At 49.4% G+C, this 26944-nt stretch carries 18 protein-coding genes; 6 read left to right on the top strand and 12 right to left on the bottom strand.

What is annotated here, in order from left to right:
- Positions 1-507: 507 nt before the first annotated feature.
- The 6 genes from hflX to Q4A89_RS08090 all read right to left on the bottom strand — a co-directional run bounded on the left by hflX (position 508) and on the right by Q4A89_RS08090 (position 7803).
- Positions 508-1734: a GTPase HflX gene (gene hflX, locus Q4A89_RS08065; protein ID WP_124790070.1), complete on the bottom strand. Its 1227-nt coding sequence runs from the start codon at positions 1732-1734 to the stop codon at positions 508-510.
- A 42-nt stretch (positions 1735-1776) separates the two neighbouring features.
- Positions 1777-2658 carry an AraC family transcriptional regulator gene (locus tag Q4A89_RS08070; protein WP_303184784.1) on the bottom strand — a complete coding sequence of 294 codons (882 nt, stop codon included), beginning with the start codon at positions 2656-2658 and terminating at the stop codon, positions 1777-1779.
- A 111-nt stretch (positions 2659-2769) separates the two neighbouring features.
- Positions 2770-3513 carry a phosphatidylcholine/phosphatidylserine synthase gene (locus tag Q4A89_RS08075; RefSeq protein ID WP_303184785.1) on the bottom strand — a complete coding sequence of 248 codons (744 nt, stop codon included), beginning with the start codon at positions 3511-3513 and terminating at the stop codon, positions 2770-2772.
- 7 nt (positions 3514-3520) lie between these two features.
- Positions 3521-4195 carry a phosphatidylserine decarboxylase family protein gene (locus Q4A89_RS08080; protein ID WP_303184786.1) on the bottom strand — a complete coding sequence of 225 codons (675 nt, stop codon included), beginning with the start codon at positions 4193-4195 and terminating at the stop codon, positions 3521-3523.
- Between the two features lie 54 nt (positions 4196-4249).
- Positions 4250-7474: an exodeoxyribonuclease V subunit beta gene (locus Q4A89_RS08085; RefSeq protein ID WP_303184787.1), complete on the bottom strand. Its 3225-nt coding sequence runs from the start codon at positions 7472-7474 to the stop codon at positions 4250-4252.
- Positions 7468-7803, bottom strand: coding sequence for a translation initiation factor (locus Q4A89_RS08090; protein WP_303184788.1), 336 nt, complete (start codon positions 7801-7803; stop codon positions 7468-7470). Before Q4A89_RS08090 ends, Q4A89_RS08085 begins: the two co-directional genes overlap by 7 nt.
- 181 nt (positions 7804-7984) lie before the next feature.
- Here Q4A89_RS08090 and ruvA point away from each other — a divergent pair, with 181 nt between their 5' ends.
- The 4 genes from ruvA to Q4A89_RS08110 all read left to right on the top strand — a co-directional run bounded on the left by ruvA (position 7985) and on the right by Q4A89_RS08110 (position 19311).
- A complete protein-coding gene (ruvA, locus tag Q4A89_RS08095) occupies positions 7985-8575 on the top strand; it encodes a Holliday junction branch migration protein RuvA (protein WP_303184789.1) in 591 nt (196 codons plus the stop codon).
- Complete coding sequence (sprA, locus tag Q4A89_RS08100) at positions 8575-16008, top strand: cell surface protein SprA (protein WP_303184790.1); 7434 nt, start codon at positions 8575-8577, stop codon at positions 16006-16008. The genes ruvA and sprA overlap by 1 nt, the downstream gene beginning before the upstream one ends.
- A 134-nt stretch (positions 16009-16142) precedes the next feature.
- Entirely contained in the window at positions 16143-18119 is a 1977-nt protein-coding gene (locus tag Q4A89_RS08105; protein ID WP_303184791.1) for a DUF349 domain-containing protein, read from the top strand.
- A complete protein-coding gene (locus Q4A89_RS08110) occupies positions 18103-19311 on the top strand; it encodes a hypothetical protein (RefSeq protein WP_303184792.1) in 1209 nt (402 codons plus the stop codon). The genes Q4A89_RS08105 and Q4A89_RS08110 overlap by 17 nt, the downstream gene beginning before the upstream one ends.
- 38 nt (positions 19312-19349) lie before the next feature.
- Here Q4A89_RS08110 and Q4A89_RS08115 read toward each other — a convergent pair whose 3' ends face one another.
- A complete protein-coding gene (locus Q4A89_RS08115) occupies positions 19350-20384 on the bottom strand; it encodes an iron ABC transporter permease (protein ID WP_124750725.1) in 1035 nt (344 codons plus the stop codon).
- A gap of 560 nt (positions 20385-20944) precedes the next feature.
- On the bottom strand, positions 20945-21346 hold the full coding sequence (locus Q4A89_RS08120) for a hypothetical protein (protein WP_303184793.1): 402 nt from the start codon (positions 21344-21346) through the stop codon (positions 20945-20947).
- Positions 21347-21663: 317 nt separating this feature from the next.
- Here Q4A89_RS08120 and Q4A89_RS08125 point away from each other — a divergent pair, with 317 nt between their 5' ends.
- A complete protein-coding gene (locus Q4A89_RS08125) occupies positions 21664-22764 on the top strand; it encodes a metallophosphoesterase (RefSeq protein ID WP_303184802.1) in 1101 nt (366 codons plus the stop codon).
- Positions 22761-23888: a metallophosphoesterase gene (locus tag Q4A89_RS08130; protein ID WP_303184794.1), complete on the top strand. Its 1128-nt coding sequence runs from the start codon at positions 22761-22763 to the stop codon at positions 23886-23888. Before Q4A89_RS08125 ends, Q4A89_RS08130 begins: the two co-directional genes overlap by 4 nt.
- 116 nt (positions 23889-24004) lie before the next feature.
- On the opposite strand, the gene serS is transcribed toward Q4A89_RS08130, so the two are convergent.
- The 4 genes from serS to rplU form a co-directional block, all read right to left on the bottom strand.
- Complete coding sequence (serS, locus tag Q4A89_RS08135) at positions 24005-25276, bottom strand: serine--tRNA ligase (RefSeq protein ID WP_303184795.1); 1272 nt, start codon at positions 25274-25276, stop codon at positions 24005-24007.
- Between the two features lie 73 nt (positions 25277-25349).
- Complete coding sequence (locus tag Q4A89_RS08140; protein WP_303184798.1) at positions 25350-25889, bottom strand: C40 family peptidase; 540 nt, start codon at positions 25887-25889, stop codon at positions 25350-25352.
- A 149-nt stretch (positions 25890-26038) separates the two neighbouring features.
- Positions 26039-26317 carry a 50S ribosomal protein L27 gene (gene rpmA, locus Q4A89_RS08145; RefSeq protein WP_303184800.1) on the bottom strand — a complete coding sequence of 93 codons (279 nt, stop codon included), beginning with the start codon at positions 26315-26317 and terminating at the stop codon, positions 26039-26041.
- Positions 26318-26337: 20 nt separating this feature from the next.
- Complete coding sequence (rplU, locus tag Q4A89_RS08150; RefSeq protein ID WP_303184801.1) at positions 26338-26655, bottom strand: 50S ribosomal protein L21; 318 nt, start codon at positions 26653-26655, stop codon at positions 26338-26340.
- Positions 26656-26944: the final 289 nt, after the last annotated feature.

A 26944-nucleotide genomic window follows, 5' to 3' on the forward strand; every position in this document is an offset into this window, starting at 1 on the left:
GGGGGGATGTTCATATCCACGCCATCGAAGGGCGAACACACAGGTTCGCCCCTACACGGCAAACAACTCAACACCTCAACAACTCAACGCCCGCAAGGGCATAACAATTAACCATTGACCATTGACAATTAATATATCTCAGGCTTTCAGCCCTCCCAATGGGTGCAACCTTTTTCCCCAACGCTCCGCTTCGCTCCACATTGGGCTGAATTAATGCGCCCCTGCGGGGCTTAGCGCGTACCCGGCATGACAATTAACAATTGAACATTAACAATTAATTATGTCAGGCTTTCAGCCCTCCCAATGGGTGCAACCTTTTTCCCCAACGCTCCCCAACGCTCCGCTCCACATTGGGCTGAATTAACACGCCCCTGCGGGGCTTTTGAAGCATTCAGCCATCAGTATTCAGCTAAACACCTCAGCAAATCAACAAATAAACAATTAAACAACTAAACCCCTCAACAAATCAACAACTAAACGCCCGAAGGGCTAACAATTGCCCTTGCTTTAAAGCATCTCTTCCTCGTCCGTTTCGTAATGCTGGAAAAGAAAATCGTTATACGGGAAACGGGTGATGTGAATGGCCTTGACCCGCTCGTAAAGGATCGCTTTCAGAGCATCGATATTCGTACGGCCTTTGGCCGAGATGAAGATCGCATTGCCCGGCAGTTTATTCATCCATGTCTCTTTCAGTTCGCTGAGGGGAATGTTCTCGCGTTGGCGCGGCGTCAGGTCGTCCTCGTCCTTCGGAACGAACGAAAACGCATCGACCTTGTTGAAAATCATAATCACCGGTTTCGATTCGCAACCGATTTCGGCCAGTGTTCTGTCGACGACTTCGATCTGCTCTTCGAACGTCGGATGCGAAACATCGACCATGTGCAGCAGCAGGTCGGCTTCGCGCACTTCATCAAGCGTCGATTTGAACGACTCGACGAGTTCGACCGGCAACTTGCGGATAAAGCCGACCGTGTCGGACAGCAGAAACGGAAGGTTCTCAATGATCACCTTGCGTACCGTCGTATCGAGTGTGGCAAAAAGTTTATTTTCCGCAAACACCTCGCTTTTGCTCAGCAGGTTCATCAAGGTCGATTTACCCACGTTCGTATAACCGACAAGCGCCACTCGCACCATCTTGCCACGGTTCTTGCGTTGCGACGATTTCTGTTTGTCGATCTCGGCCAGCTCACGTTTCAGCTTCGATATTTTATCCAGAATGATTCGCTTGTCCGTCTCCAACTGCGTTTCTCCCGGGCCACGCATACCCACGCCTCCGCGCTGCCGTTCGAGGTGTGTCCAGAGCCTCGTCAGACGGGGCAACATGTACCGGTATTGCGCCAGTTCGACTTGCGTTTTGGCATGTGCCGTCTGCGCCCGTTTGGCAAAGATATCGAGGATCAGATTCGTACGGTCGAGGATACGCACCTGCAGCGCTTTTTCGATGTTCCGAAGCTGTTTGGCCGACAGCTCGTCGTCGAAAACCACGATACCAATCTCGTGTTCAACGACGTATTCTTTAATCTGTTGCAGCTTGCCCGCACCGACGAACGTCACGGAATGGGGCATGTCCAGCTTCTGCGTAAACCGTTTGACGGGACGGATACCGGCCGTATCGGCCAAAAAATCGAGTTCGTCGAGATATTCCTTCACCTGACGCTCGTTCTGATCGGGAGTAACCAACCCTACCAGCACCGCTTTTTCCGTTTGTTCCTGCGTAATGATAAATTCTTTCATACGTATGCAAAGATAGTTAATTTCCGCTACCTGCAGATGGCCTTATTGTACGGTCAAGCGAAATTCTTTCGGTGTCTTGCCGGTCTTCCGCCTGAAATATTGCGAAAAGAACGAAGGATTCGGAAAGTTCAACCGGTCGGAGACTTGCTGAACGGTCAGCGGTGAGGATAACAGCATCAGCTTGGCTCGTCGGAGCACAAAATCATCGATCCACTGTGCCGCGGTTTTCTGCGATAGCTTTTTGATTACCTGCGACAAATACTTGGGCGTAATACACAATTGCTCCGCGTAAAAATCGACACGCCTTTCCCGATCGTAATGCTCAGCGACCAGACGGATAAACGTCCGAAACAGCTTCTCCTGATACGTGTCCGAAGGAATCGCTGCCTGCTGTCCGTTCTGATAAATCGCCGCAATCTCATGACAGAGCACAAGCAACAACTGCCGGGTAACGTCGATCCGATAAGGAAAATCTTTGCGCTCGTAATTCATGCGGATATAATCGAAATGTGCCAACATGATTTCTCTCTCCTTCTTCGAAAGCGATATGCAGGGCATTTTGGAGATCATCAGGTAGAGCATTGAGGCATGTGTTGCCGGAAAGTTACGGATAAATTCGAGATCGCTGGCCAGCACGATGCAATCCATATCCGCACTGCGTTCGATGGTCTGCACGATGGTATTGGGAAAAATCACGCATAGATCATCGGCTTTCATCGAATAGTTCTGCTCATTCAGTTTCAGCCTTATTTTTCCTCTGAGGCAAAGAGCTACACAGCCCGCGCTTACAACGGCCGGAATATGCTCGAGATTCAACGCATTATCCCGATTCCCTTCAAACCGGAAGAACTTTAGCAACAACTCCCGTTCCATCGCTTCGGGGTCACTGACAAAGTGACGTATACTCAGACTATTTGTTTTCATAACGAAAAAAGAATCTGCATGCAAAAATAACAATTAACCGGTAAAACGTTTTTTTCCGTGCCCAAAACGGCCTTTTGAACAAAAAACGTTCCAGCTCTGCCTCTGCCGACGTTACTTTACACGCCGCATCCCGACAAAAGACAACAAGATATAGAGCAGAATAGTCGCAGCAATACCGGTAATACCGAGCCACACCGTAAGAGCAACAGCGCCAAGAATCAGCAGATAACGCAGCTCGTTTCCTTTCCATGCCAGCGATTTAACCTTGAGTGAGAACATCGGCACCTCAGACACGAGGAGCAACGAGGTGACAATCGCTACAACCGTGATGACGGTCAGCAGAATGAACGGTTCGATCTCCATAGACATACCGGACAGCATCGAACCGGAACCGGAGAGGAGCGCGCAGATCAGCGATGACCAGAAGATGGCATGGGCCGGCACAGGCAGCCCGATAAATGTAGTCGTTTGCCGGGTATCGTTGTTGAACTTTGCCAGTCGCAGGGCCGAGCAAACAGGAATTGCCAACGCTCCGATATAAAACAGGCAGGAGATCAGAGGATGGGTCAATGACACCGTCGCCATCCGTTCGTCAATAAACCGAAAAAGCATCAACCCCGGAGCAACCCCGAAACTGACCATATCGGCAAGCGAATCCAGATCTTTTCCGATAGATGAATAGGCCTTCAGCAAGCGAGCAGCCAGACCGTCTGCAAAGTCGAATCCGACCGCAATAAAAATGGATAACATGGCATGAAAGTAGTGTCCTTCAAGCCCCGCGACACAAGCGACACACCCGAAGATCAGATTGCAGCATGTCAGTGCATTAGGGATATATTTACCAACACCGTTCATAAGCAACTTACGGGTAGATGATTTTACCTAACCGGGCAACAGGCGTCTGATTGGCCGTCACCTTCTGTCCCAGCCGAACGAGGACATCCGCATTGAGCGGAAGATACGTATCGACCCGAGACCCGAACTTGATGAATCCCATTTGGTCATCCACACTGCACGATTCGCCTTCCTGGGCGTACGTCACGATGCGACGTGCCAATGCTCCCGCCACTTGTCGCGTCAGGATATCTACTCCGTACCCCGTCGTAATCACGATAGTCGATCGTTCATTGTCCGTACTGCTTTTTGGCAAATAAGCCGCCTGAAAACGTCCGGGCTGATGGGAAACATGTTTCACGGTTCCGTTCACCGGAAACCAGTTGGCATGCACGTTAAACACAGACATAAAAATAGATACCTGCAACCGTTTTTCGTGGAAATATTCGTTTTCCATCACCTCTTCAATGGCGACGACCGTACCGTCGGCCGGTGCGATCACGAGCCCCTCGGAGTCATACGGGAAATGGCGGTTGGGGCTGCGGAAAAAATTCAGCACCAACAGGAAAAGAACGGCAGAAAGGAATAATACAGCATAGAAGACAACTCCCTTGTTCATCGCGTAATATATGCCTACATTAACGATAAATAAAAAGGTGAATAGTGATAACAACAGTCCTGTTCCTTCTCTGTGAACCTTCATTCTTTCTTCAATAAACGTGGCAAAAGTACTTTTTTTTATCGAATATTAAAAACATCAATCGGAAACAGCTTCCATTTCGCCAAGTTCGATATACCAGAGACAGCCTTGTACATCAGTAATTCCCATCTCTCGGAGCAACCTGACATACGTCTTCATTTGATAAATATAGCGCCTGTCTTTCTGCGTGCCGAACTTATAATCGACGACGATAGCCCGGTCTTCGTCGAGCATGATGCGGTCGGGACGACTCGTATATCCGTTCCCGACAAGGATATCGGTCTCATTCAGGATTTGCATGGATCCGTCGAACCACGGCCGTACGGCAGGGGCGTTTAACAAAACTTGCAATTTTTCGATCAGATCGGGCGCCTCCTCCCGACCGATTTCACCGGCCACTTCTTTGGCAGCGACGGCTACGGAAATATCGGCCGTCGTGCGGATACGGCTCAGCAGGTCGTGCATCAGGATACCGTAGCGCCGTGCCGTATCGTCGAAGAAGTCGCCGTGGCGATGCAAATGAAGAAACATCCGCTCATCGGGCTTGACGGACGGGATGCGTTTCATCGACAGCTCTTCCGTGTCGGAAGTCGGGATCGTCTCAGGCTTCCACCCATCGCCCCATTCAAAGAGGTTTTCCTCCTCCCGAAAGCCTTCGGCCAGAGGATATAATGGGTCTCCTTCGGCTGTGGCGTAACATTCGGTATGTAACGCTTCACGGAGCAGTTGTGAGATGACTTGCGTTCTGGGCGCTTTCTCGTCGGGAGTAAAAACGATCAGTTCTTCTTTTGCGCGGGTCAAAGCGACATACAAGGTATTCAGGCCATCGATGTAGGCATGCAGCTTTTCATGATAATACGCCTCGGCAAACAACGTGCGACAGAGGTCTTTCGTATAGTTCACCGGCACGACCTGCAAACGGTTGAACGACGAAGATGACGGATGACACCACAGCATTGTGCCGCTTTTCGAGTCCACCTCCCAGTCTCCAAAAGGAAGAATGACCGCCTTAAAACCAAGGCCTTTCGACTTGTGTATGGTCAGGATCCGAATCGCATTCTGCGTGTCGGGCGTAGCAATTTTCGACTGACATCCGGTTTCTTTCCACCACTTCAGAAAACGGTCGATGTCGGGCGTTTCACGCTCCCCGTACTCGGCCGTCAGATCAAGAAATGCCTGTATAAAGACTTGTTCATTCTCCGGAAAATCAGCTTTGAAAAGACGGTAAAGTCCCTCGACTGTTTCATAAAACGAACGGTGCAAAAATTGTTGAAGCTCGGCAAATATCTCCGGCTCAAACGCCGTTTCAACCTCTTTGCGAATCGTTTGTACGGATGCTTCTACCGACGTTTTCATTTGCATCACGGCGTGTACCGCCTCGGCCGTACGGGCAGCTGTCACATCGTCCGGTCGGTTCAGGTATTGAAGCATGCCGATCATGAAACGGACGGACGAGGCCTGCCCGATCAGCAGGGCGTCTTCAGAGATGATATCGTACCGAAAAGGCGTATCGGGATGCGTCTCCTTATAATCGAGTAAGGTATCGGCAACCCGAATACCTTCGTTGCGGGTACGCACGAGTACCGCGATATCACGCAATGCGTAGCCGTTCTTTTGCAACTGTTCGATGACGAGCGGCAGACGCAACATCGCTTTATCTTTCCACGAATGTTCGTCCTCATCAGGCAACAGTTCGATGCGGACATGCCCTTGCTTTGCCCGAAACGGTAGTGCGACATGCTGATAACTGCGGCTGTAGGCCGACACGATGTTAGCGGCATACCGTTCGCGGCTCTCCGGCGAGAGCGCGGACTCGTCGATGCCATGATTATAGAGTGTTTGCAGCAACTGCGGAACGACAGTGAATAGCGCATTGTTGAATTCGACAATATTACGGCAACTTCGCCAATTCTCGGAAAGCGTTTTTTCTGTGAGCTGAGATGCAGGAAAGTCACGCCCAATCTGCTCGTCGAGCAATGTCCAGTCCGAGTTGCGAAAGCGATAGATACTCTGTTTAATATCGCCCACAATCAGGTTCGCACGTCGATAGGCAAGGCTTTCTTTGAGCAACGGCCGGAAGTTACGCCACTGCATGGCGCTCGTGTCCTGAAATTCGTCGATCATATAATGCTCGATGCGTGTGCCCGTTTTTTCGTATATAAATGGAATATCACTGCCGTCGATAATCCTATTCAGCAATTCGGTCGTATCGGCAATCAGCATGCAGTTCTTTTCTTCGCGCCATTGCCGGATTTGTTGCTCGATATCGTTTAATATACCTAATGTATAAAGGTTACGACTGATGGCCAACGCTGTATAGTAATTTGTCAACCCGTCGAAAAAACGGCAGACGTCATGCACACATTCGTTCAGTCCTTTGGCGTAAGCCTGTTCGATCGCCTGCCGACGTTCGGGCGGTATCGTTTTAGCATACCAGTTCTCCACCTTGTCGGGCAGTGCTTTGAACGTGGTGGACGGTTCTTTCATGCTCCCTTTCACCAGACGATCGAACAGGAAAAAAGCGGATCGTGACCCACCTTTAAAGTCCGACGGCTGTAAACCATACTGTTCCATGACACGTTGCCCCTTCTCGCCGATCTGCACAGCCTGACTTTCGGTACTGCGTATGATGGCATAGAGCATGTTTTTATACTCTGCCAGCGCCGCTCGGTCTGCAATATCACGATTCACTTCGGTGCGGAAAGCCTTGTAACTCTCTTTGAACAGTTCGTTGCTGAGTTTACGGATTTCGGTACGCAAATCCCACGTTTCGCCTTTCTCCACCTTGTCTTCACTGAAGCGGAGCAGCCATTCAAGCAGGTCTTTATGCTCTTCCCTGTCGAGGTCGGCCAGCAGGCTGTCGATGGCTTCGGAAAGCACGAGGTCTCTGTCCATTTCGATGCGGTAATTGCCTTGCAAGCCGATTTCACGGACGAAAGCACGCATCGTCTGCTGAAAAAAGTGATCAATGGTACTGATGTTAAAGGCGGAATAGTCGTGGAGAATGCGGATCAGGAGGGTACGCGCCCGAAGGCGCAGTTTTTGCTCCGTCAGACGGTAAGCCTCGGAAAGCATACCGGTATAGTCGGACGGTCGACCGGAAGCCAGCAGGTACAACTCGCTCAATATACGGTTTTTCATCTCCTCGGTGGCTTTGTTGGTGAACGTCACGGCGAGGATATGACGGTAGGCATCGGGGGTGGCAAACAGCATGTGCAGATAATCACCCGTAAGCGTATGTGTTTTACCTGTTCCGGCCGAGGCACGGTAGATGGTCAGCATACCTTGTATCCCTCTTTCGCAAGGATGTCGGCTACTTTCTGACGCAAATCACCCTGGATGATGATCTCACCGTCTTTAGCCGATCCGCCTACGCCACAACGCGTCTTAAGCAGCTTGCCGAGTGTAGCTAAATCGTTGCTTGTGCCGCGAAAACCGCTCACCAGTGTGACGACCTTACCGCCCCGGTTCCGTTTGTCGAGTGTGATGCGCAACCGTTGTTTTTCCTTCGGCAACGTTTCTTCTTCCTCTTCCTCGTCACTCTGATACTTGTAATCGGGATTCGTCGAATACATTACCCCGAGACGGCTCTTCCAGTCATTCTGTTTCATCTTCTTCTGCTTTTCTCTGGGACAAAGGTAGGACTTTTCGGGCAGGATATTTCTTTTCGCATGAAAAAAGCATCGCTTCACATGCGAGCGTGATATGCACTCAAAAAAAACTCCGTCAAGATATACGCTTTTGCCTTTTTTTTCGTTATACTCGGTATAGGTATCTAAAACAGGTTAGAGAATGATCGAATATATCAGGGGCGAAATCGTCGAGCTGTCTCCCGCACAGATGGTTATCGAGTGCGGCGGGATTGGTTATGAATTAAACATTTCGCTCACGACATACAGTGTGTTCGACAAACGTCGCGAAGGAAAAGTGTACGTGCACGAAGTGATTCGGGAAGATGCGCATCTGCTATTCGGCTTTGCCAGTCGCGAAGAGCGTGAACTTTTTCTGCTGTTGACGTCCGTCTCGGGCGTAGGGCCGAATACGGCACGCATGATCCTCTCGTCGCTCAAGCCTTCCGACCTGATCGATGTCATCGCTTCGGGCGATGACGTAAGCCTGACGGCCATCAAAGGCATCGGCAGCAAAACGGCACAACGCATCGTGGTCGATCTGAAAAATAAAGTCAGACCCGTCGAAGGGCTCGACGAGCGGAAAGCCGCCGTAAGAGCGGGGCGTTCCGATACGGCCGAAGAAGCCGTAGCCGCCCTCGTGATGCTCGGCTTCCAGAAAGCAGCTTCGCAAAAGGCGGTAGATTCCTTCCTGAAAAAAACACCGGACATGACGGTGGAACAATTGATCAAAACCTCCCTTACAATGCTTTAATGAAGAACGGTTTCAGACATACGATCCGGTTACTTTCGCTATGGCTCGGCATCAGTATTTGCATGCCGACCAACGGCTTTACACAACAGGTATCGAACGATACGCTGCCCAAAAGCCGGTACCCGATCTCGAAAACCGTTCCGCAGGAATACAACGACTTAACGCGGCAATTACCGGCCGATTTGCGCGACCCGGAGAACCTGAAAACATCGGTCGAATACGATCTGCACACAGGTATGTATATCATCCGCACCAAGGTGGGCGACATGGAGTTGGGAACGCCGATAACGCTGACGCCCGAAGAATATCAGGACTACAGCATGCAGGAGTCGATGCGTGCCTACTACCGGCAAAAGAACGAAGAATCGTTCCGGCAGTCGGCCAACGGGCAGTTTAATTTCATGGATATGCAGTTCAATATCGGGGCTGCCGACAAGATTTTCGGGCCTGGTGGCGTCCGCGTGCGCTCACAAGGAACGGCCGAATTGAAATTGGGTCTCAAGTCGAGCGGTACGAAAAACCCGTCGCTCCCGGAACGTTCACGTAACCGTACCTTCTTTAACTTCGACAATAACGTACAGCTCAACATGCAGGCTACGGTGGGAACGAAAGTCAATTTCGGTCTGAATTACAACACCCAGTCATCGTTCGATTTCGATGCCTCGCGTCTGAACCTCGCCTATGCCGGCGATGAAGACGAAATCATCAAAAACATCGAAGCCGGAAATGTCAGCCTCAATACCGGGAACTCGCTGATTCGGGGAGGAGCGGCGCTATTCGGTATCAAGACCGAACTGCAATTCGGCAAACTGCGTGTCAATGCGCTGCTGGCGCAACAGAATTCCGAGTCGAGAACCATCGCATCGAAAGGAGGCGTTCAAATGACCGACTTCGAAATCAATATCGACGACTACGACGAGAATCGTCATTTCTTCCTTGCCCATTATTTCCGCGACCACTACGATGAGGCCATGACACAATTGCCGTATATCTCCTCCAGTGTCAGTATCAAACGCATCGAGGTGTGGGTGCTCAACAAACGCAGCAATTACAACGACGCCCGCAATATCGTGGCCTTTTCCGACTTAGGCGAACACAAACATATCTTCAACCCTAAAGTACAGCCGTCAGGCTCCATCTCCGCTCCCTATAACAAAGCGAATACGCTCTACAACGATCTGATCGAAAACTATAAAGATGCCCGAAACATCAATAAAGTCGGGCAAACGCTCGAAGGATTCCTCGAAGGCGGAACAGATTTCGTTAAAATGGAAAGTGCCCGTAAACTAAATCCGTCGGAATACAGGCTGAACGAACAGTTAGGATACATCTCGCTGCAATCGCAATTGCAACAGGACGAATGCCTTGCCGTAGCTTTCGAATACATGTATGGCGGTACCTCCTATCAAGTCGGCGAAATGTCGACCGACGATAAGGAAAATACAGGCCAGTGTCTCTTTGTCAAACTGTTGAGAGGCGTTAATATGTCGCCCAATATGCCGTTCTGGAACCTGATGATGCGAAACGTTTACTGGCTCAACGCTTCATCTATACAAAAAGATAAATTCAAGTTAGATATCGTTTATCAAAGCGATACGGCCGGTACGTATGTATACAGTATTCAGGAAGGAAACATCGCGGATAAAACCCTGTTGCAGGTAATGAACCTCGACCGGCTCGATGCAAACAACGAACCCAGCGAAAGCGGAAGTGGAAACGGGTACTTCGATTTCGTCGAAGGCTACACGATCAACTCTTTCAACGGCCGCATCTTTTTCCCCGTTGTCGAACCGTTCGGTTCCCACCTGCGGGAAGCGATCGGCAATAAGGCGATCGCCGACAAGTACGTTTTTCAGGAATTGTACACCTCGACGAAAACGGCTGCTCAGCAGATTGCCGAAAAGAACAAATTCAAATTGCGGGGTAAGTACCGTGCATCCTCCTCGTCCGAGATTAACCTCGGCGCAACGAATGTTGCACGCGGTTCCGTAACGGTCACGGCCGGCGGAGTCAAACTCACCGAAAATGTGGATTACACCGTCGATTACGCCTCGGGTACGGTAACGATCCTGAACGAAAGCGTTATCAATAGCAACAGTTCCATCAGCGTTTCACTCGAGAATCAGTCCGTTTATAACATGCAGCGCAAAACGATGATGGGGGTCGACCTGAGTTACGAGTTTTCCAGAAACTTCACCATGGGGGCAACCCTGATGCACCTCTCCGAGATGCCTCTGACCACGAAAACAGCGATTGGCGACGAATCCATCAAAAACACCTTGTGGGGCGCCAACCTCGCCTATAAAGGCGAAAGCCAGTGGCTCACCAATATCGTAGACAAACTGCCGCTCCTGAACTTGACCAAGCCCAGTCAAATCTCGTTCAACGCCGAATTTGCACACCTGATTGCCGGACATTACGAAAATCAAAACACCGGCAAACATTCTTATCTCGACGATTTTGAATCGACACAAAGCAGCTTCGACCTGCTCAGTCCCTACCCATGGGCATTGGCCAGCGTACCCTACGATAACACCGCCGGCGCGCTCTTCCCCGAAGCCTCGTTAGTCAATAACATCGAATACGGTAAAAACCGTGCGCTTTTTGCCTGGTACTATATCGACGGTATCTTTACACGACCAAGCTCCTCCTTGCGCCCCCGCCACATCAGCGATGACGATATCTCGAACCATTATGTCCGAGCCATCAGCTACTCCGAGATCTACCCGAACAAAGAGCTCGCTTACAACGAAAATAGTTCTCTGTACGCCTTGAACCTCGCTTACTATCCGAACGAACGTGGCCCCTATAACCTCGACGCCGACGGAGTAAATCCCGACGGAACATTGACTAACCCGCAGAAACGATGGGGCGGTATGATGCGTAAACTCGACCAGACCGACTTCGAAACGAATAATATCGAATACATTGAGTTCTGGCTCATGGACCCGTTTATCTATAACCGAGAAACGGCTAACGGAGGTGATCTCTATTTCAACCTCGGAGAGCTGTCCGAAGACATCCTCAAGGACGAAAAGAAATTCTTTGAAAACGGTTTGCCGATCTCCGGTGACCGGTCGCAAGTCGACACGACCGTCTGGGGGAAAATCCCTATTCAACAGAGTACGGTCTACGCGTTCGACAACACCGCCGGAGCACGAAAGCTACAAGACGTTGGTCTGAACGGTCTGACGAGCGAAGAAGAAAAAACATTCCCGACTTATCGGAACTATGTTGAGCAGTTGAAGCGCAAAGTGTCTGCCGAGACGTTGCTCTCGTGGGAAAAGAACCCGTTCTCCCCCCTCAACGACCCGGCCGGCGATAATTATCACTACTACCGGGGCTCGGATTACGATCGCGATGAAGTCGATATCCTCACACGTTACAAACGCTATAACGGCACGGAAGGAAACTCGACTGCCGCAGAAGATTCACCGGAGCGATACGACATATCGTCTAAAACGGTCCCCGACGTAGAAGACCTCAACAACGACAATACCCTGAACGATCAGAACGAAAAGTACTATGAATATAAGGTATCAATTCGTCCGAAAGATATGGTCGTGGGCAGTAATTATATTGTCAACCAGCGCAAAGTCAAGGTAAAACTGCCGAACGGAAGATCAGACACGACCTCCACGTCAGTCACTTGGTATCAGTTTAAGATCCCGGTCAAGGAATACCAACGCAAGATCGGTTCGATTCAGGATTTCAGGAGCATCCGCTTCATGCGCGTGTATATGACCGGTTTTCAGGAGCAGACCATTCTGCGTCTCGGCACATTCGAGCTGGTTCGCGGCGAATGGCGTACTTACCTGCAGGATTTGTCGAACCCCAATGCGCCGCCTTCCATTAACGGAACGTTAGACATCACCTCGGTCAATATCGAAGAAAACGGAGATCGCCAGCCGGTTAACTATATCTTACCGCCGGGCATCACCCGAATGACCGACCCGAGCCAGCCTCAGCTGCGTCAGCAGAACGAACAAGCGCTCTCGTTGAAGGTCACGAACCTCGCCTCGCAAGACGCACGCGCCATTTATAAGAAAACGAAGTATGATATGCGTCGTTATAAACGGATGCAGCTCTTCGTTCATGCCGAAAAGTTCATCAACGACGTCACGGCCCTGAGCAACGGAGAACTCTCCGTCTTCCTGCGCCTCGGATCGGACTACAAAAACAACTATTACGAATACGAAGTGCCGCTGAATCTGACACCGGCCGGACATTACAGCAACAACAGTGAGAACGACCGACTCACCGTCTGGCCTGTAGAAAATATGATCGACTTCGAGATGGAAGTACTGACGAATCTGAAAATGAAACGTAACCGTGCCCGACGCGAAGGACAGTCCGACGTGAGCTTCTCGACGCTCTACTCCGAATATGACCCCAAGCGCCAGCTGAACAAAATCAGTGTGATCGGAAATCCGAGCCTTGCCGAAGTGAAGACGATCATGATCGGGGTACGTAACAACTCCAAAGACATCAAGAGCGGCGAGATATGGGTGAACGAATTACGCATGACGGATTTCGACGAAGAGGGTGGCTGGGCCGCCAACGGAGCGTTAAGTGTTGCCTTATCGGACTTTGGTACTTTTAATGCGACCGGACGCATTGAAACGGCCGGCTTCGGGCGTATCGATCAATCTATCGGCGAACGAAACATGGACGACTACATGCAGTATGCCGTCTCCGCCTCCATGCAGCTGGGCAAATTCTTCCCCGAAAAGGCGCAAGTTAGTCTGCCTCTTCATTATGCTTATTCGCGTGAAACGGTATCGCCTAAATATAATCCGCTCGATCAGGACGTCAAGCTCAACGATGCACTCGACCTCATGGATTCAAAAGCCGAAAAAGATTCACTGAAAAGCTTGTCTCAGCAACAAGTCACAACGAAAAGTCTTGCATTGAACAACGTACAGGTGAACATCAGAAGTAAAAATCCGATGCCTTACGACCCGGCCAACTTTTCGATGGGATACGCATATAATGAAAGCAAGCGTACCGATCCGGAAACCGTCTACGAAACGACGAAGAATTATCAGGGTAATCTGAGTTATATCTATACTCCGTATGCCAAACCGCTCCAGCCATTTAGCAACATCGAGAAGGATAACGGGTTCACCCGATACTTCAAGCAGTTTGCGCTCAACTATTTGCCATCCAACATCAGTTTTCAGACCTCGATGCTGCGAAACTATTATGAGATTCAGTTGCGCAACCTCGATCCGCTCAGCTCCGGCAACATCCCTGTATCATTCAGCCAGCAATTTTACTGGGATCGCTCGTTCAGTATCCGACTGAATCCACTCAACAATTTGAATATTGATTTCAGCGCAGGTACAAACGCAAGAATCGAAGAACCGCATGTGCAAGTCAACAGAAAACTGAACAGTCACGCGTATGAAATATGGAAGGATAGTGTTAAAAAGAGTATTGCCGAATTAGGCACGCCGCTCCTTTATGACCAAACCTTCAATGTCACCTATTCCTTGCCGCTTCAATATATTCCTGTACTCGACTGGATGGGAGGAAGCATGTCGTATAACGCGACGTACAATTGGGAACGCGGACCATTTGTAGGCCGCGACATCAAAACCGGTAACAGCATCAAAAATCAGCGGCAGATGAGCTTGCAGGGAAGCATGAACTTCCAGTCCTTCTACAACAAAAACAGACTGCTCAGACGAATTAATCAAAAGTACGGTTCGGCAGCAGAGAGTAACCGACGTTCGCAGGAAAACAGAAGTCAGAGAAAACAGAAAAGAAAGTTCGAAACGACGGTACAGCTCAATCCCGATAGCGGAACAATCGTTAGTCACGGAATGATGGTCCGGAAATTTACCCGCATCGTAGCGCGACGCACCGATGACAGTACGTTGTATAAGATAGATTACAAAGCGCTCGACTATGGGCGTATCCGCATCAACAACCGCGACTCCGTCGAGCTGCAACTGACCATGTATCCGGCCCCTCCGAGAGAAGAAACTCCCGCATACAAAGCCTTAGAATATACGACACGCTTCCTGATGATGACACGGCGCGTCAATGTTCAGTACGGCTTGAGTGACGGCATGCATATTCCCGGTTTCAGCCCCATGATCGGCGACTGGATCGGGCAGGCGAATACGGCTTTCGGCAATGCGCCGGGCTGGGGATTTGCCTTCGGCGATGTACGCGAAAGCTACATCCGGGAGGCGGTAAATAACAGTTGGCTGATAATGGACAATAACAACATCAGACCAGCTCGGATCAACAGTAGTAAGACCCTTACGGCCAATGCTACGCTTGAGCCGGCTACCGGACTCAAAATCGACCTGAATGCCACTCGTGTCGACTCGCGCGATACGGAAATAAGTTACATGTTCGAAGGTATGCCCACCCTTTACGGCGGTACGTTTACCATGACGACCGTCGCCATTGGAAATGCTTTTGCCAATATCGGAAGCGCATCGAACGGATATGAATCGAAAACCTTCCGCGAATTCCTGAATCATCGTGAAGTCATTGCATCCAGGCTGGAGAATGAGTATGCCGTGACGACGTACCCGAATGCCGGCTTTCTGGCCAATAGCTCGTTAGCCAATCAACCGTATAACCCTGAGAAGGGCAGTGTCAGCCCCAATTCGTCGGATGCACTGATTCCCGCATTCCTTGCGGCATATACCGGAAAGAATCCGAAAAAAATCGAACTGACGGCTTTTCCCAAAGCGCTTACCAGTCTCCTGCCGAACTGGCGGATATCGTACGACGGACTCATTCAGATTCCTCTGATTAAGAAACACTTCAAAAGTATGGTGCTCAGCCATCAGTACCGATGCGTGTACAGTGTTGGCGCTTATCAGTCTTATCCGAAATGGGTCAGTGCGGGAAGCGATTATCTCGGTTTTATTCCGGACACACAAACCGACGATCCGATACCTTCTTCGGCATATGAGATCACCTCGGTAAGTATTACCGAAGGGTTCAATCCGCTGCTCGGTATTGATGCCACCTTCCTGAATAATGTCACGGCCGGACTGAAATATCAAAAAACCCGCAACCTGAATCTGAACATATCATCTTATCAAATTGTTGAGGCGCATTCCAACGAGCTGATGGTGAGTTTGGGATATAAATACGCCGACTTTAATAAAGTGTTGAGAATGCGGAAAAAGAACGACTTCAATAACGATCTGACCGTACGCTTTGATTATGCGCGGCGGAAAACACAAGCCTTGATTCGCAAAATAGCAGACGGATATACGCAGATGACAAGCGGTGCCATGACGCAAAGCCTGCAATTCTCTGCCGACTATGCACTCAGCAAATCGATTACCCTGCGCGCTTACTATGATCTCCAAATCAATACTCCGCTCGTTTCCAGCGCCTCATACCCGACATCAAACTCGGATTACGGTATCAGCATCCGTCTGTCGCTGAATCAATAAAACCAAACGAGGAGAAAATATTGTCTTTTTTTGTTATTTTTTCCTTCAAAGAAACCCTAAAGTCAAAAAAAATCGTTTACTTTGTACCATTGGAGGATAATGTATGGGAAAAGTCCCGTAAAAAACATAGTGTAATGGAATTGACAAAAGACACAAACGAAACAGGCCAACCGGAAACGTCCCAGACGCCTGATGCCTTTTCAGCCCAACCGTCTGAAAATGTCGCTGAGAGCGCTGCATCCATGCAAGAGCAAGGAAATGCCATGGAAGAAAAACCGGCAGAATCTATGCATGACATCACCCTTGATGAAGCATCGGTACAGAAAGAGCCCGAAATGAAGGAACTGCCGACAACCCCGGACGATTTCTGCGGCGAACTGCAGGAAGCCATCGAAGTAGGCGCAGTCGGTATGATCGACAAACAGGACATTTTGGAAGGGTTGAGGAAATTGGTGGAACGTGCCGAAGAAGCGCCCCGTGAACAACTCGAAAAGCTGAAAGACGCATACTTTCGCACGGTAAAAGCCGAGACCGATGAGCTGAAACGTATCTTTATTGAAAACGGCGGAGAAGAAAAAGACTTTGAGACGCCCGAAGACGATACGGCAGCCCTATTCAGAAATCTCCTTGATCAATACAAGGAGAAAAGAATGGCCATGCAAAAGGAGCAGGCACGCGTCAAAGAAGAAAACTATGTCAAGAAGTTACAGCTCATCGATCGGATGGGTGCCTTGGTCGACAGTAACGACGATTTTAACAAACGGTATAAAGAATTCAAAGAAATTCAGCAAGAATGGAAAGAACATAATCCCGTGCCGCAGGAATATGCAAGGGATTTATGGCGGAACTTCCAGCTCCAGAGCGAGCGTTTCTATGATTTGGTAAAAATCAACAACCAACTTCGGGATTACGATTTCAAGAAGAATCTGGAAATGAAAACGGCGCTCTGCGAAACAGCGGAAAATCTAATCAATGAACCCGACATTGTTTCGGCCTATCATCAGCTGCAGACGCTGTTCCAGCAATGGCGGGAAATCGGACCAGTATCGCGTGAATTCCGTGATGAAATATGGGCTCGCTTCAAAGCCGCTTCTACCGTCATTAATAAGCGCCATCACGGACATTTTGAGATTTTGAAAGAACAGGAAGAGGCCAATCTGAAAGAGAAAACAAATCTCTGCGAAATCGTCGAAACCATCGTTTATGACAATTTGAAATCCTACAAAGACTGGGAAAAAAAGACACAGGAAGTACTGAGTCTTCAACAGAAATGGCGCACCATCGGTTTCGCCTCGAAGAAGAAAAACGCGAAGATTTTCGAACGTTTCCGCAAAGCCTGCGACGACTATTTCCACAGAAGGAGCGAATTCCTCAAAAGCACTAAAAAAGAGATGGAAGCCAACTACCATCTGAAAAAGGCGTTGGCCGAAAAAGCCGAAGAACTGAAAGAGAGCACAGACTGGAAAGAAACATCGAAAGCCATGATTAAGCTTCAGGATGAATGGAAGAAAATCGGGCCGGTCAACCGCAAACAATCCGAGGTGATCTGGAAACGTTTTATCGGAGCATGCGATTATTTCTTTGAACGGAAAAATAAAGCCTCCGCTTCACAAAAAGGCGAAGAAACGACCAACCTTGAAGCCAAGAAAGCGCTGATCGAGCGCATCAAGACGCTGGACGAAAATTTACCGGAATCGGAAGCTGTGGCCACATTAAAATCGTTGATTGCCGAATGGAATACAATAGGCCATGTTCCGTTCAAGACTAAAGACAAAATCTACAAGGCATTCCGTGAAGCTGTAGATCAACAGTTCGACCGACTCAATGTAGCTCAGGCCGATCGCCGCATGCAGCAATTCCGTTCCACGCTGAGCGAGATGAGCGGACAAGGTGAAAATAAGCTGCATGACGAACGGGATAAACTGATGCGGATGTATGAACGCATGAAGAACGAAGTGCAAACATACGAAAATAACATCGGCTTCCTGAACGTATCCTCCAAAGGCGGAAGCGGTTTGCTGAAAGAAATGGAACGCAAAATCGAACGTTTAAAAGACGAAATGGCATTGATCGTTAAGAAAATTGACGCGATCGATGAAAACCTCGAATAAGGCGCTCCATCTTTTTAATCCGGGACATGAAACGGCTATTGCGTCGGGGGTACGTCACTATACTCCCGACGCAGTCGTTCAACGAATGATGTCCGATCTCTCCCTTCTTCCGCTATGGTATGGAAATGAAGGAGATTATGTTCTTACTTCCGACACAGAAGTCGCCAGACGTTTCATCGAATCATTGCCACCGGATTTGCAACCGTCCCTACATCCCGTCTCCGAAAAAGAAATCTGCCGGCTGACCACACTTCTCGACGCTTCTCCGTGGGGACTCTCACCGCATAGTCTCCGCCTTTTTGAAAAACTTCAAAAACGAGGATCCTCTCTTTCCCTCCCTGCCTGGAAGGAGATATACCGGACGTTGACACATCGCCGCACGGCGGCACACGGTCTCAGGGAAACATTACGACGACTGCCCGGACAACCTTCCGTCTCGATTCCCTGTTTCTACGAGACCGGAGGGGCCGTCCAAACACATATCGAAACCCATACCCCACCCTTCTTGCTGAAAACTCCCTTTTCCTGCTCCGGACAAGGAGTATATCCGATCATGGGCACAACAGCCGACACGAAAGCCATGCAATGGATCGAAGGGGCTTTGAGAAGACAGGGGACTGTCAGCATCGAACCGATGCTCGAAAAAGTCTGTGATTTTGCGATGGAATTTTACGCTGACGGTGCGAATGGAATCACCTACGAGGGATTGTCGGTATTTGAGACTCAAACGAAAGGCGCTTTTTCCGGCGGATGGCTCGGACGCCCCGAGGTCTTATGGAAGTATTTGACTACATACATCCCGGAAGAAACCTTAACAGCAGTACGGGAGGCGGTCACGCTGGCGCTGAAAGAGATACTGGGCAACGTCTACCGAGGTTATCTTGGCATAGATATGCTCGTATTCAGGCATAACGAAGGATATGCCGTTCATCCTTTTATCGAAATGAATCTGCGTTATACGATGGGATTAGTGGCCTGCGAGCTAAGTCGTCGCCTGCTCCATCCCGCATCGCAGGGACGGTTCATGATCTCCTACGAGAAGAAGGGAGCCACCTTACGCACCGACATGCTTTTCAGACAGCAATATCCTTTGCAACTTGCCGACGGACGAATCCGCTCCGGCTATTTCTCACTCTGTCCCGTCACCGCCGAGACGACCTATCGTGCCGGTGTGCTAATCCATGCGGAATAAAACCTGCCGGACGACTTCTATGAATACCGCAAAAGCGGTTAGTTGAGAGATTGGATATTTTTCCGGTTCAAAATAACGTATATGATAACGGGAGCGCCAAGCACCGGAGTGACGGCGTTGAGGGGAAAGACCGTCCCCATACCGGGAACCACCGTGAGCAGGTTGCAGAGCAGCGCCATACACGAGCCGATCAACATCGTTACCGGCAGCAGCATACGATGATTCTCCATCCCCAAAGTCAGTCGGGCGATATGGGGAACAGCCAACCCGATAAACGAAATAGGTCCGCAGAAAGCGGTCGCCGTAGCGGTCAATAACCCCGTACAAAGCAAAATCAGGATACGTGTGCGCTTGATCTTCACGCCGAGATTGGCAGCATAACGCTCTCCGAGCAGCAAAGCATTGAGCGGCTTGATCAGCAACAGAGCGCATGTCAGTCCGATAAGCGTACAAAGAATAAAGAAAGGCAGGCGCTCGTTCGAAACGCTCGAAAAGTCGCCCATGCCCCACATCACGTAGGCATGAATACGGTCGGACGAGGCGTAGTAGTTCAACATCGAAATCAACGATGAAGCGATATACCCGACCATAATCCCGATGATCAACAACATGACATTGCTTCTGACTTTTGTCGAAAAGTAAATAATCAACCCTAAGACAGAACAGGCTCCTGCAAAAGCGGCCACGATCAAAGCCAGCGATCCGCCGACCGAAAAAATCGATGATAAACCGACCGCCCCGCCTCCTAAAAGCATCACGAGAGCGACTCCGAGATTGGCCCCGTCACTGATCCCTAAAATCGAAGGACCGGCCAACGGATTCCTGAACAGCGTCTGCAACAACAAACCGCTGACAGCCAAAGACGCTCCCACAAGCAACGCCGTCACCGCCTGTGGCAACCGCGATTGCAGCACGATATGTTGCCATGCCGCCTGCTCGACAGACTCGCCCGACAAGATGCGAATCACTTCACCGAGTGGAATCGGTACCGTACCATACACCAAATTGCCCGCCCATAACAAAACAAGCAGCAGCAAAAGTACCGGATAAAATAATCTGCTTTTTCCGTTCATCCGACAAATGTACGGTTTTTCACGCAAAAGAAACCTTATAGCCGAAAAAAGCGAAAAGGCGAAGTCATCACGACTTCGCCTTTCCATTGAGAGATTAACCTAAGTATTTAAACCCTATCAACCACACTTTACATATATGACGTATAGCAGCCCCAAAACCCTTAATCAAAATTGTTAAAAAAAATTATTTATTGATTTTTGTTCGTGGTAATGGAATTTTTTTAGCGATGTTGCAAAACAAAAGCAAGTCTATTCTATTAGAAATAAGCATAAAAGCATAAGATATATCTAAACCGTCAACCCTTAACCTTAAAAAGACAGTTTTCTTTACTTTATAGAACTATGGAAATTCCGGATCAGGCGAAATTGTTTGTTCATAAAGGCAAATATCTTTTGAGCAAAGTCGATAATCTGCCATCATATACATGTTTTTATGCCTGCACGACCGATGTTATCCATTTGTAAAACAGTAAGTTTAGCAAATAAAAAGACGCGTTCCGGCGCCAAGGCCGTGCGAGGAACGGAAGGTTCGTTCTCACCAACGCCGCGTCGGTAAGATCTTACGCGCGTCTCGTTGCGTTCAACCGAACTTCGGGGCGATTCAACGCGTGACCGGTGGATGCTTGAAAAAGATTCGTTCTTTCCAACACAAGTTTCGTTGGTTTCCCCCGAAGTTCGGGGCGATATTCCGGCTCTTCGGGGCAATCTCCCCGAAACATCGGGGGAAGGAACAGAAGTTGTGTTGGATCGTAAAAAAGTTTCGTTGCGTTCAACCGAACTTCGGTTGGAAAGAACGGAAGACCAGTGGACGGCCACGCAACGCCGGCTAGAAGGAACGGAAATCGCCCGCGTTTCACCCGGTGTTTTTTGGCATCCGGCCCATGCCGCGTTGTTTTCAACCGGCGTCGCTTCGGATCGTACGCATCTTCGGGGCGATGCAACGAAACGATTGCGCGCTCCAACGTCCTTTCTCGTGGAAAGGCAGTTGCACCTAAAGATATCCTTCTTAAATAATACAAATGCAAAAAAGGCGGTTCGAGGCCGGCTGTTTCAGAAGTCAGACAACCAACCAAAGGCCGTTTTCAATTGGCCGAATGAAAAAAACGACTATTCAAAGAGCGATAAAAGTCATATCTGCCAACGGACTGTTAGTTCACATCTACGGAAAATTGGCGGTCGCATGCTTGGAGCTTATTTTTTAACGAGAGAAACAGGAGGCAAATTTTCACTCCGGAAAAAAGATTTACCTTTGCGACAAATTTTAATCCGCAGACCTTACATGTTCGTTGTTTTCATTTTGATGTTATGCGCCTACGTAGGTGCCAATAGTTATATTTTCATCCGTGGGCTGCAAGCCATATCGTCTTTTCCGACTGTCTTCAAATGGGTATTCGGTGTATTCTACTGGTTGTCTGCCCTCTCCATCCTCCTGCTCTTCGCACTTCGAAACCGCGAAAAAGCAGATGTATGGGGACATGCTTTCTTCCAATATGCCACCGGATGGCTCGTCTTCACGCTCTACATGACGATGGCTTTGCTGTGCTTCGATTTTTACCGGCTCTTTAACCGCTCGTTTGCACATGGTTTTAGCCTCTCCCTACTCCTGACGGCCGGAATGCTTGTCTACGGATATATCTGTTACCGCAATCCCATCGTCCGCCACCTGCATATCGAGATTCCCAAGACGTTGACCGACTCGACGGCTACTTCCCTCAAGGTCGTTGCCGTCAGCGACGTCCATCTCGGGCTCGGTACTCCTAAGGCACGTTTGCAGGACTACGTCGCCGGAATTAATGCCCAACAGCCGGACCTCGTAATCATCAGTGGCGACCTGATCGACCATAGCATACACCCTCTGCGCGAGGCACGCATGGAGGAGGAGTTGAAGCAAATCAAAGCGCCCCTTGGTGTTTATCTGGCGCCGGGCAATCACGAATACATCAGCGGTATCGACGCATGTATCAAATATATCAGGCAAACGCCCATACGTTTGCTGCGCGACTCGGTAGCGACTCTCTCTAATGGGATACAGCTCGTCGGGCGTGACGACCGCAGCAACCGACAACGCCTTCCCGCCGGAGAGCTGATGCGATCTATCGACCCGCGCCGACCGGTCATCGTGCTGGATCATCAGCCTGTCGAGCTGCTGCAAGCGCAGCAGGCCGGCGCCGACCTGCTCTTCTGCGGACATACGCACCGCGGACAAGTATGGCCGCTCACTTGGTTTACCGATCAACTGTTCGAACGCAGTTACGGCTACGAGCAGCGCGGAACGATGCACCTCTACGTCTCGTCCGGCCTCTCGCTCTGGGGCCCGCCTTTCCGTATCGGAACACGCGGTGAGCTGGTAGTCTTTCACCTTTCATTCCATCGGCCATGAAAGTGTTTCTGCAAGCCATCGTCGGACAGATCCTCTTCAACCTCTATCTTTTTTACCGGGGTAAACAGGCTCTGCCGCCACAAAAAAAGTGGCGTGTACCTTTCGTGCTCTTTTTCCTGTTCGAATGGACGACGTATTTTTATGGATTCTTCTTTCACAAAGATTTGCCGGATCACATCATGATTCCGATCCTGTACTTCTGCGGTACCTGGTACGTTGCATCCATCTACCTGATGCTCGGACTGCTGGCCGCCGACCTCCTCCGGCTGACGAACCGGATCAGACCGTGGATTCCCGCATCTATCACCGCCCGAAGCCTTCGTCTGAAGCGCTTTTACTACGTGTTCCTGCTTCTCGTCACCGCCGGATTGATGATACGCGGATATTATCATGTAACGCATCCCGTAGTGACCTATCAGGACATACACATCCCGAAAAACGTGGAAGGACGCGACAGCCTGACCATCGCTCTGATAAGCGATACTCATTTCGGCGAAATGATCGGTAAAAAGAGTGCCGAGCGCTTCGTGGCCCTCTGCAACGCGCAACAACCTGACATCATAATCATTAACGGAGATATCATGGATTACGAATCGCGTTTTGCCGAACGTGCACATATCGAAGACGACCTGCGAAAGCTCCATGCGCCGTTGGGCGTTTATATTACGTTAGGCAATCACGAATACCGGGCGAACCGCTTTGCCAAACTGCGCTGGTTGCAGAAAACGGGCGGGGTACTGCTCGTCGATTCGGTCGTCATGCCCGACAGCACGTTCTACCTCGTCGGCCGCGACGATGCCACGAATAAAGGACGAAAGCCGTTAAGCCGTCTACTCGATGGCGTCGACAAGAGGAAGCCTGTGATTGTAGCCGATCATCAGCCCCGTTTCAACGAGATCGTAATGAACCGTTGCGACCTTGGGCTTCATGGTCATACACACAACGGACAGTTCTGGCCTTACAGTTGGATTATCAAACTGGTCTACCGTTGCTCGTACGGGTATTACAAAGAAGGGGGATCACAGTTTTATATCTCGTCCGGCATCGGATTTGCCGGCCCTCCCTACCGCATTGGCACAAAATCAGAATTGGCGATGATTCGCGTAACCTTTCATCGCAACTAAACATGAAAACGGTGTGCCAAACATTGCGTTTTGACACACCGTCTCTTCTATTTAGATCGGGATTAAAATCGTCTCTTTCTAAAAACTCTTCGTGGAAAAACACGGTCGAACCCTTATCAGTCAATCAGTTCAAACCCCGTATAAGGAACAAGAGCTTGAGGAATTCGGATGCCGTTCGGTGTCTGATTATTTTCGAGCAGAGCCGCGACAATACGAGGTAAAGCCAAAGCGCTTCCGTTGAGCGTATGACAGAGCTGCACCTTTTTGTCGGCACCGCGATAGCGACATTTCAGACGGTTGGCCTGATAGCTCTCGAAGTTAGACACCGAGCTGACTTCGAGCCAACGTTTCTGCGCGGCGGAATACACTTCGAAATCAAACGTCAGCGATGACGTGAAACTGAGATCACCACCACACAACCGAAGGATGCGCCACGGGAGTTCTAACTTCTCAACGAGCGTCTGAACATAATCGAGCATCTCCTGCAAAGATTGATACGAATGTTCGGGCTTATCGATACGGATGATTTCGACCTTGTCGAATTGATGCAGGCGATTCAATCCTCGCACGTCTTTTCCGTACGAACCGGCCTCGCGACGGAAACAAGCGGAGTAAGCCGTATTTTTGACGGGAAGATCCGCTTCATTCAAAATCACATCTCTGTAGATGTTCGTAACCGGGACCTCTGCGGTCGGGATCAGATATAAATCGTCCAAACCGACATGATACATCTGACCTTCTTTGTCTGGCAATTGCCCCGTTCCGTAGCCCGATTCCGTATTTACGACGTAAGGCGGTTCAATTTCAAGATAACCGGCATCACGCGCATTGTCTAAGAAGAAATTAATGAGTGAACGCTGCAACCGTGCTCCCTTTCCCTTATACACGGGAAAGCCCGAACCGGTAATTTTAACGCCAAGTTCGAAATCAATGATATCGTATTTTTTTGCCAATTCCCAGTGAGGGAGAGCATCGGCAGGAAGTTCGGGAATCATGCCTCCCTGCTTTTCGCATACGTTGTCTTCGGCGCCTTTACCCTCGGGCACAGATTCATGCGGCATGTTGGGAATCGAAACTAAATATTCATGGATTTCATCCTCGGCCCGTTTCTTCGTTGCTTCCAGCTCTTTATTGGCCTCCTTCAACCGAGACACTTCACTCTTAGCTTCTTCGGCCTCAGTCTTTTTCCCTTCCTTCATCAGCAAACCGATCGTTTTCGAAATCCGGTTGACCTCGGTCAGGTTCGCGTCTAAAGTTGTTTGTGCATTGCGCCGCACTTTATCCGCAGCGATGATCTTATCGGTGATTTCCTTGGCATCGTAATGCTTGACTGCCAGCCGGCGAATGACTTCGTCCTGATTTTCTGTGATAACTTTTATTGTCAACATGTTCCTTCTCGTTTTTTTAGAGACAACAAAGATACATAAGTTTGCGGAATGTTGATCCGCGTGATCGAAAAAACTACCGCACTACCCCTCCGGTAATCCAGCGTTTCTTGTAATAAGGCTCGTCCAGACGGCTAATAATGACTCCTCTTGAGGTACTTGAATGAGCGAACTTCCCGTCTTTCAGATAAATGCCGACATGCGACGGACGTTTCGACTTTCGGCGGGTATAGAAAAAGACCAGATCCCCCTCGCGTAAGCTCTTTTTGTCGATGCGATCGCAATTCGTAGCCAACATGGCAGCCGAAGAGCGTGCCAGACTTTTGCCGTAGATTTTCTTATAGATGTTCGTCACGAAACCTGAACAATCGGTTCCTTTTTTCGTGCTTCGTCCCATGCGGTGCGGAGTGCCGATCCACTGCGCAACCATCCGGTAAAGCTCCAGATTATCCTCGTCCGTTAAGGGTATTCCCAGCCGATGCGAAAGCGTTTCGGTCGCCTCCGATACAGGAAGCGGCGCCGCACCTTTATGTGCCGCGCACGACAGAACCATCAAGCTCATCATGCACACGACAAGCCACACCATCTTCTTCTTTCCAATATACCTGCAACTCATTGAACGATTGTCTTACAACATACATAAACAGCAGAGGCTGTCCTTCTGAGTCGATGACTCTTCTGGGCAGCCCCGATGTTTTCATTTTTATCCGGAAGAATTTCTTTATTCTTCTGGTTTACCGCTATTCAGCAGCCTCTTTTCGCTACTTACGAATTTTCAGCTACCGTTTCCGTTGCGCTCTTGACAGAGATATACGAACGATTTTCTTTGCCTTTACTGAAAACGACGATGCCGTCGATTAACGCATAGATCGTATGATCTTTGCCCATGCCTACGTTCTTGCCCGGATGAAACTCCGTACCGCGTTGGCGTGCAATAATATTTCCGGCTTTCGCCATCTCGCCACCGAACAGCTTAACACCTAATCGTTTGCTTTCCGATTCGCGACCGTTCTTCGAACTTCCGACTCCTTTTTTATGTGCCATTTTCTTCTACTTTTTAAACGTTAAGCAATAATTTGTTTGATATTCAACTCGGTAAATTGTTGACGATGACCGTTCAGCTTGCGATATCCTTTTCTTCTCTTCTTGTGGAATACCAGCACCTTGTCTCCTTTTACCAACGGAGAAACAACTTCGCATACGACCTTTGCTCCTTCAATCGTAGGCGTACCTACCTGAACTTTACCGTCGGTATCGACCAACAATACTTTGTCGAACTCTACCGTTGCCCCACTTTCCGCATGACGCAGGTGGTGAACAAATAATTTTTTTCCTTCCTCAGCCTTGAATTGCTGACCGTTAATTTCTACAATTACGTACATCTGTCTTCTTAATTATTAACAGGTTATTTCCCGGGGGTGGACGCCTTTCTACGCCGCTTGTTCTACCCTCTGCAGATTTTTAGGGTGCAAAAATACGCATTTTTTTCGAACCGGACAAATTATCTGTTTTTTCAACTGCCGTATTTTCCAAATGATAGGCCAATGGGAGATGGAAACGATGCGGATTTCGATTTCGATAATTTGATTCAAATATGCATAATTGCTGATTTTATGCTACCTTTCCTCTAAAACGTATTTTGTGAGTTTGCTTAGATTGCTGCTCAATCCC

This window comes from Tannerella sp., from assembly GCF_030528505.1.
Classification (GTDB): domain Bacteria; phylum Bacteroidota; class Bacteroidia; order Bacteroidales; family Tannerellaceae; genus Tannerella.

Coding starts and splice junctions, on each gene's coding strand:
- Q4A89_RS08075 (WP_303184785.1), bottom strand. CDS start 3,513: ATGAACGGTGTTGGTAAATATATCCCTAATGCACTGACATGCTGCAAT.
- sprA (WP_303184790.1), top strand. CDS start 8,575: ATGAAGAACGGTTTCAGACATACGATCCGGTTACTTTCGCTATGGCTC.
- Q4A89_RS08090 (WP_303184788.1), bottom strand. CDS start 7,803: ATGAAACAGAATGACTGGAAGAGCCGTCTCGGGGTAATGTATTCGACG.
- Q4A89_RS08080 (WP_303184786.1), bottom strand. CDS start 4,195: ATGAAGGTTCACAGAGAAGGAACAGGACTGTTGTTATCACTATTCACC.
- serS (WP_303184795.1), bottom strand. CDS start 25,276: ATGTTGACAATAAAAGTTATCACAGAAAATCAGGACGAAGTCATTCGC.
- Q4A89_RS08110 (WP_303184792.1), top strand. CDS start 18,103: ATGAAAACCTCGAATAAGGCGCTCCATCTTTTTAATCCGGGACATGAA.
- Q4A89_RS08105 (WP_303184791.1), top strand. CDS start 16,143: ATGGAATTGACAAAAGACACAAACGAAACAGGCCAACCGGAAACGTCC.
- Q4A89_RS08115 (WP_124750725.1), bottom strand. CDS start 20,384: ATGAACGGAAAAAGCAGATTATTTTATCCGGTACTTTTGCTGCTGCTT.
- Q4A89_RS08130 (WP_303184794.1), top strand. CDS start 22,761: ATGAAAGTGTTTCTGCAAGCCATCGTCGGACAGATCCTCTTCAACCTC.
- rpmA (WP_303184800.1), bottom strand. CDS start 26,317: ATGGCACATAAAAAAGGAGTCGGAAGTTCGAAGAACGGTCGCGAATCG.
- Q4A89_RS08085 (WP_303184787.1), bottom strand. CDS start 7,474: ATGCTGACCATCTACCGTGCCTCGGCCGGAACAGGTAAAACACATACG.
- Q4A89_RS08140 (WP_303184798.1), bottom strand. CDS start 25,889: ATGAGTTGCAGGTATATTGGAAAGAAGAAGATGGTGTGGCTTGTCGTG.
- rplU (WP_303184801.1), bottom strand. CDS start 26,655: ATGTACGTAATTGTAGAAATTAACGGTCAGCAATTCAAGGCTGAGGAA.
- ruvA (WP_303184789.1), top strand. CDS start 7,985: ATGATCGAATATATCAGGGGCGAAATCGTCGAGCTGTCTCCCGCACAG.
- Q4A89_RS08070 (WP_303184784.1), bottom strand. CDS start 2,658: ATGAAAACAAATAGTCTGAGTATACGTCACTTTGTCAGTGACCCCGAA.
- Q4A89_RS08125 (WP_303184802.1), top strand. CDS start 21,664: ATGTTCGTTGTTTTCATTTTGATGTTATGCGCCTACGTAGGTGCCAAT.
- hflX (WP_124790070.1), bottom strand. CDS start 1,734: ATGAAAGAATTTATCATTACGCAGGAACAAACGGAAAAAGCGGTGCTG.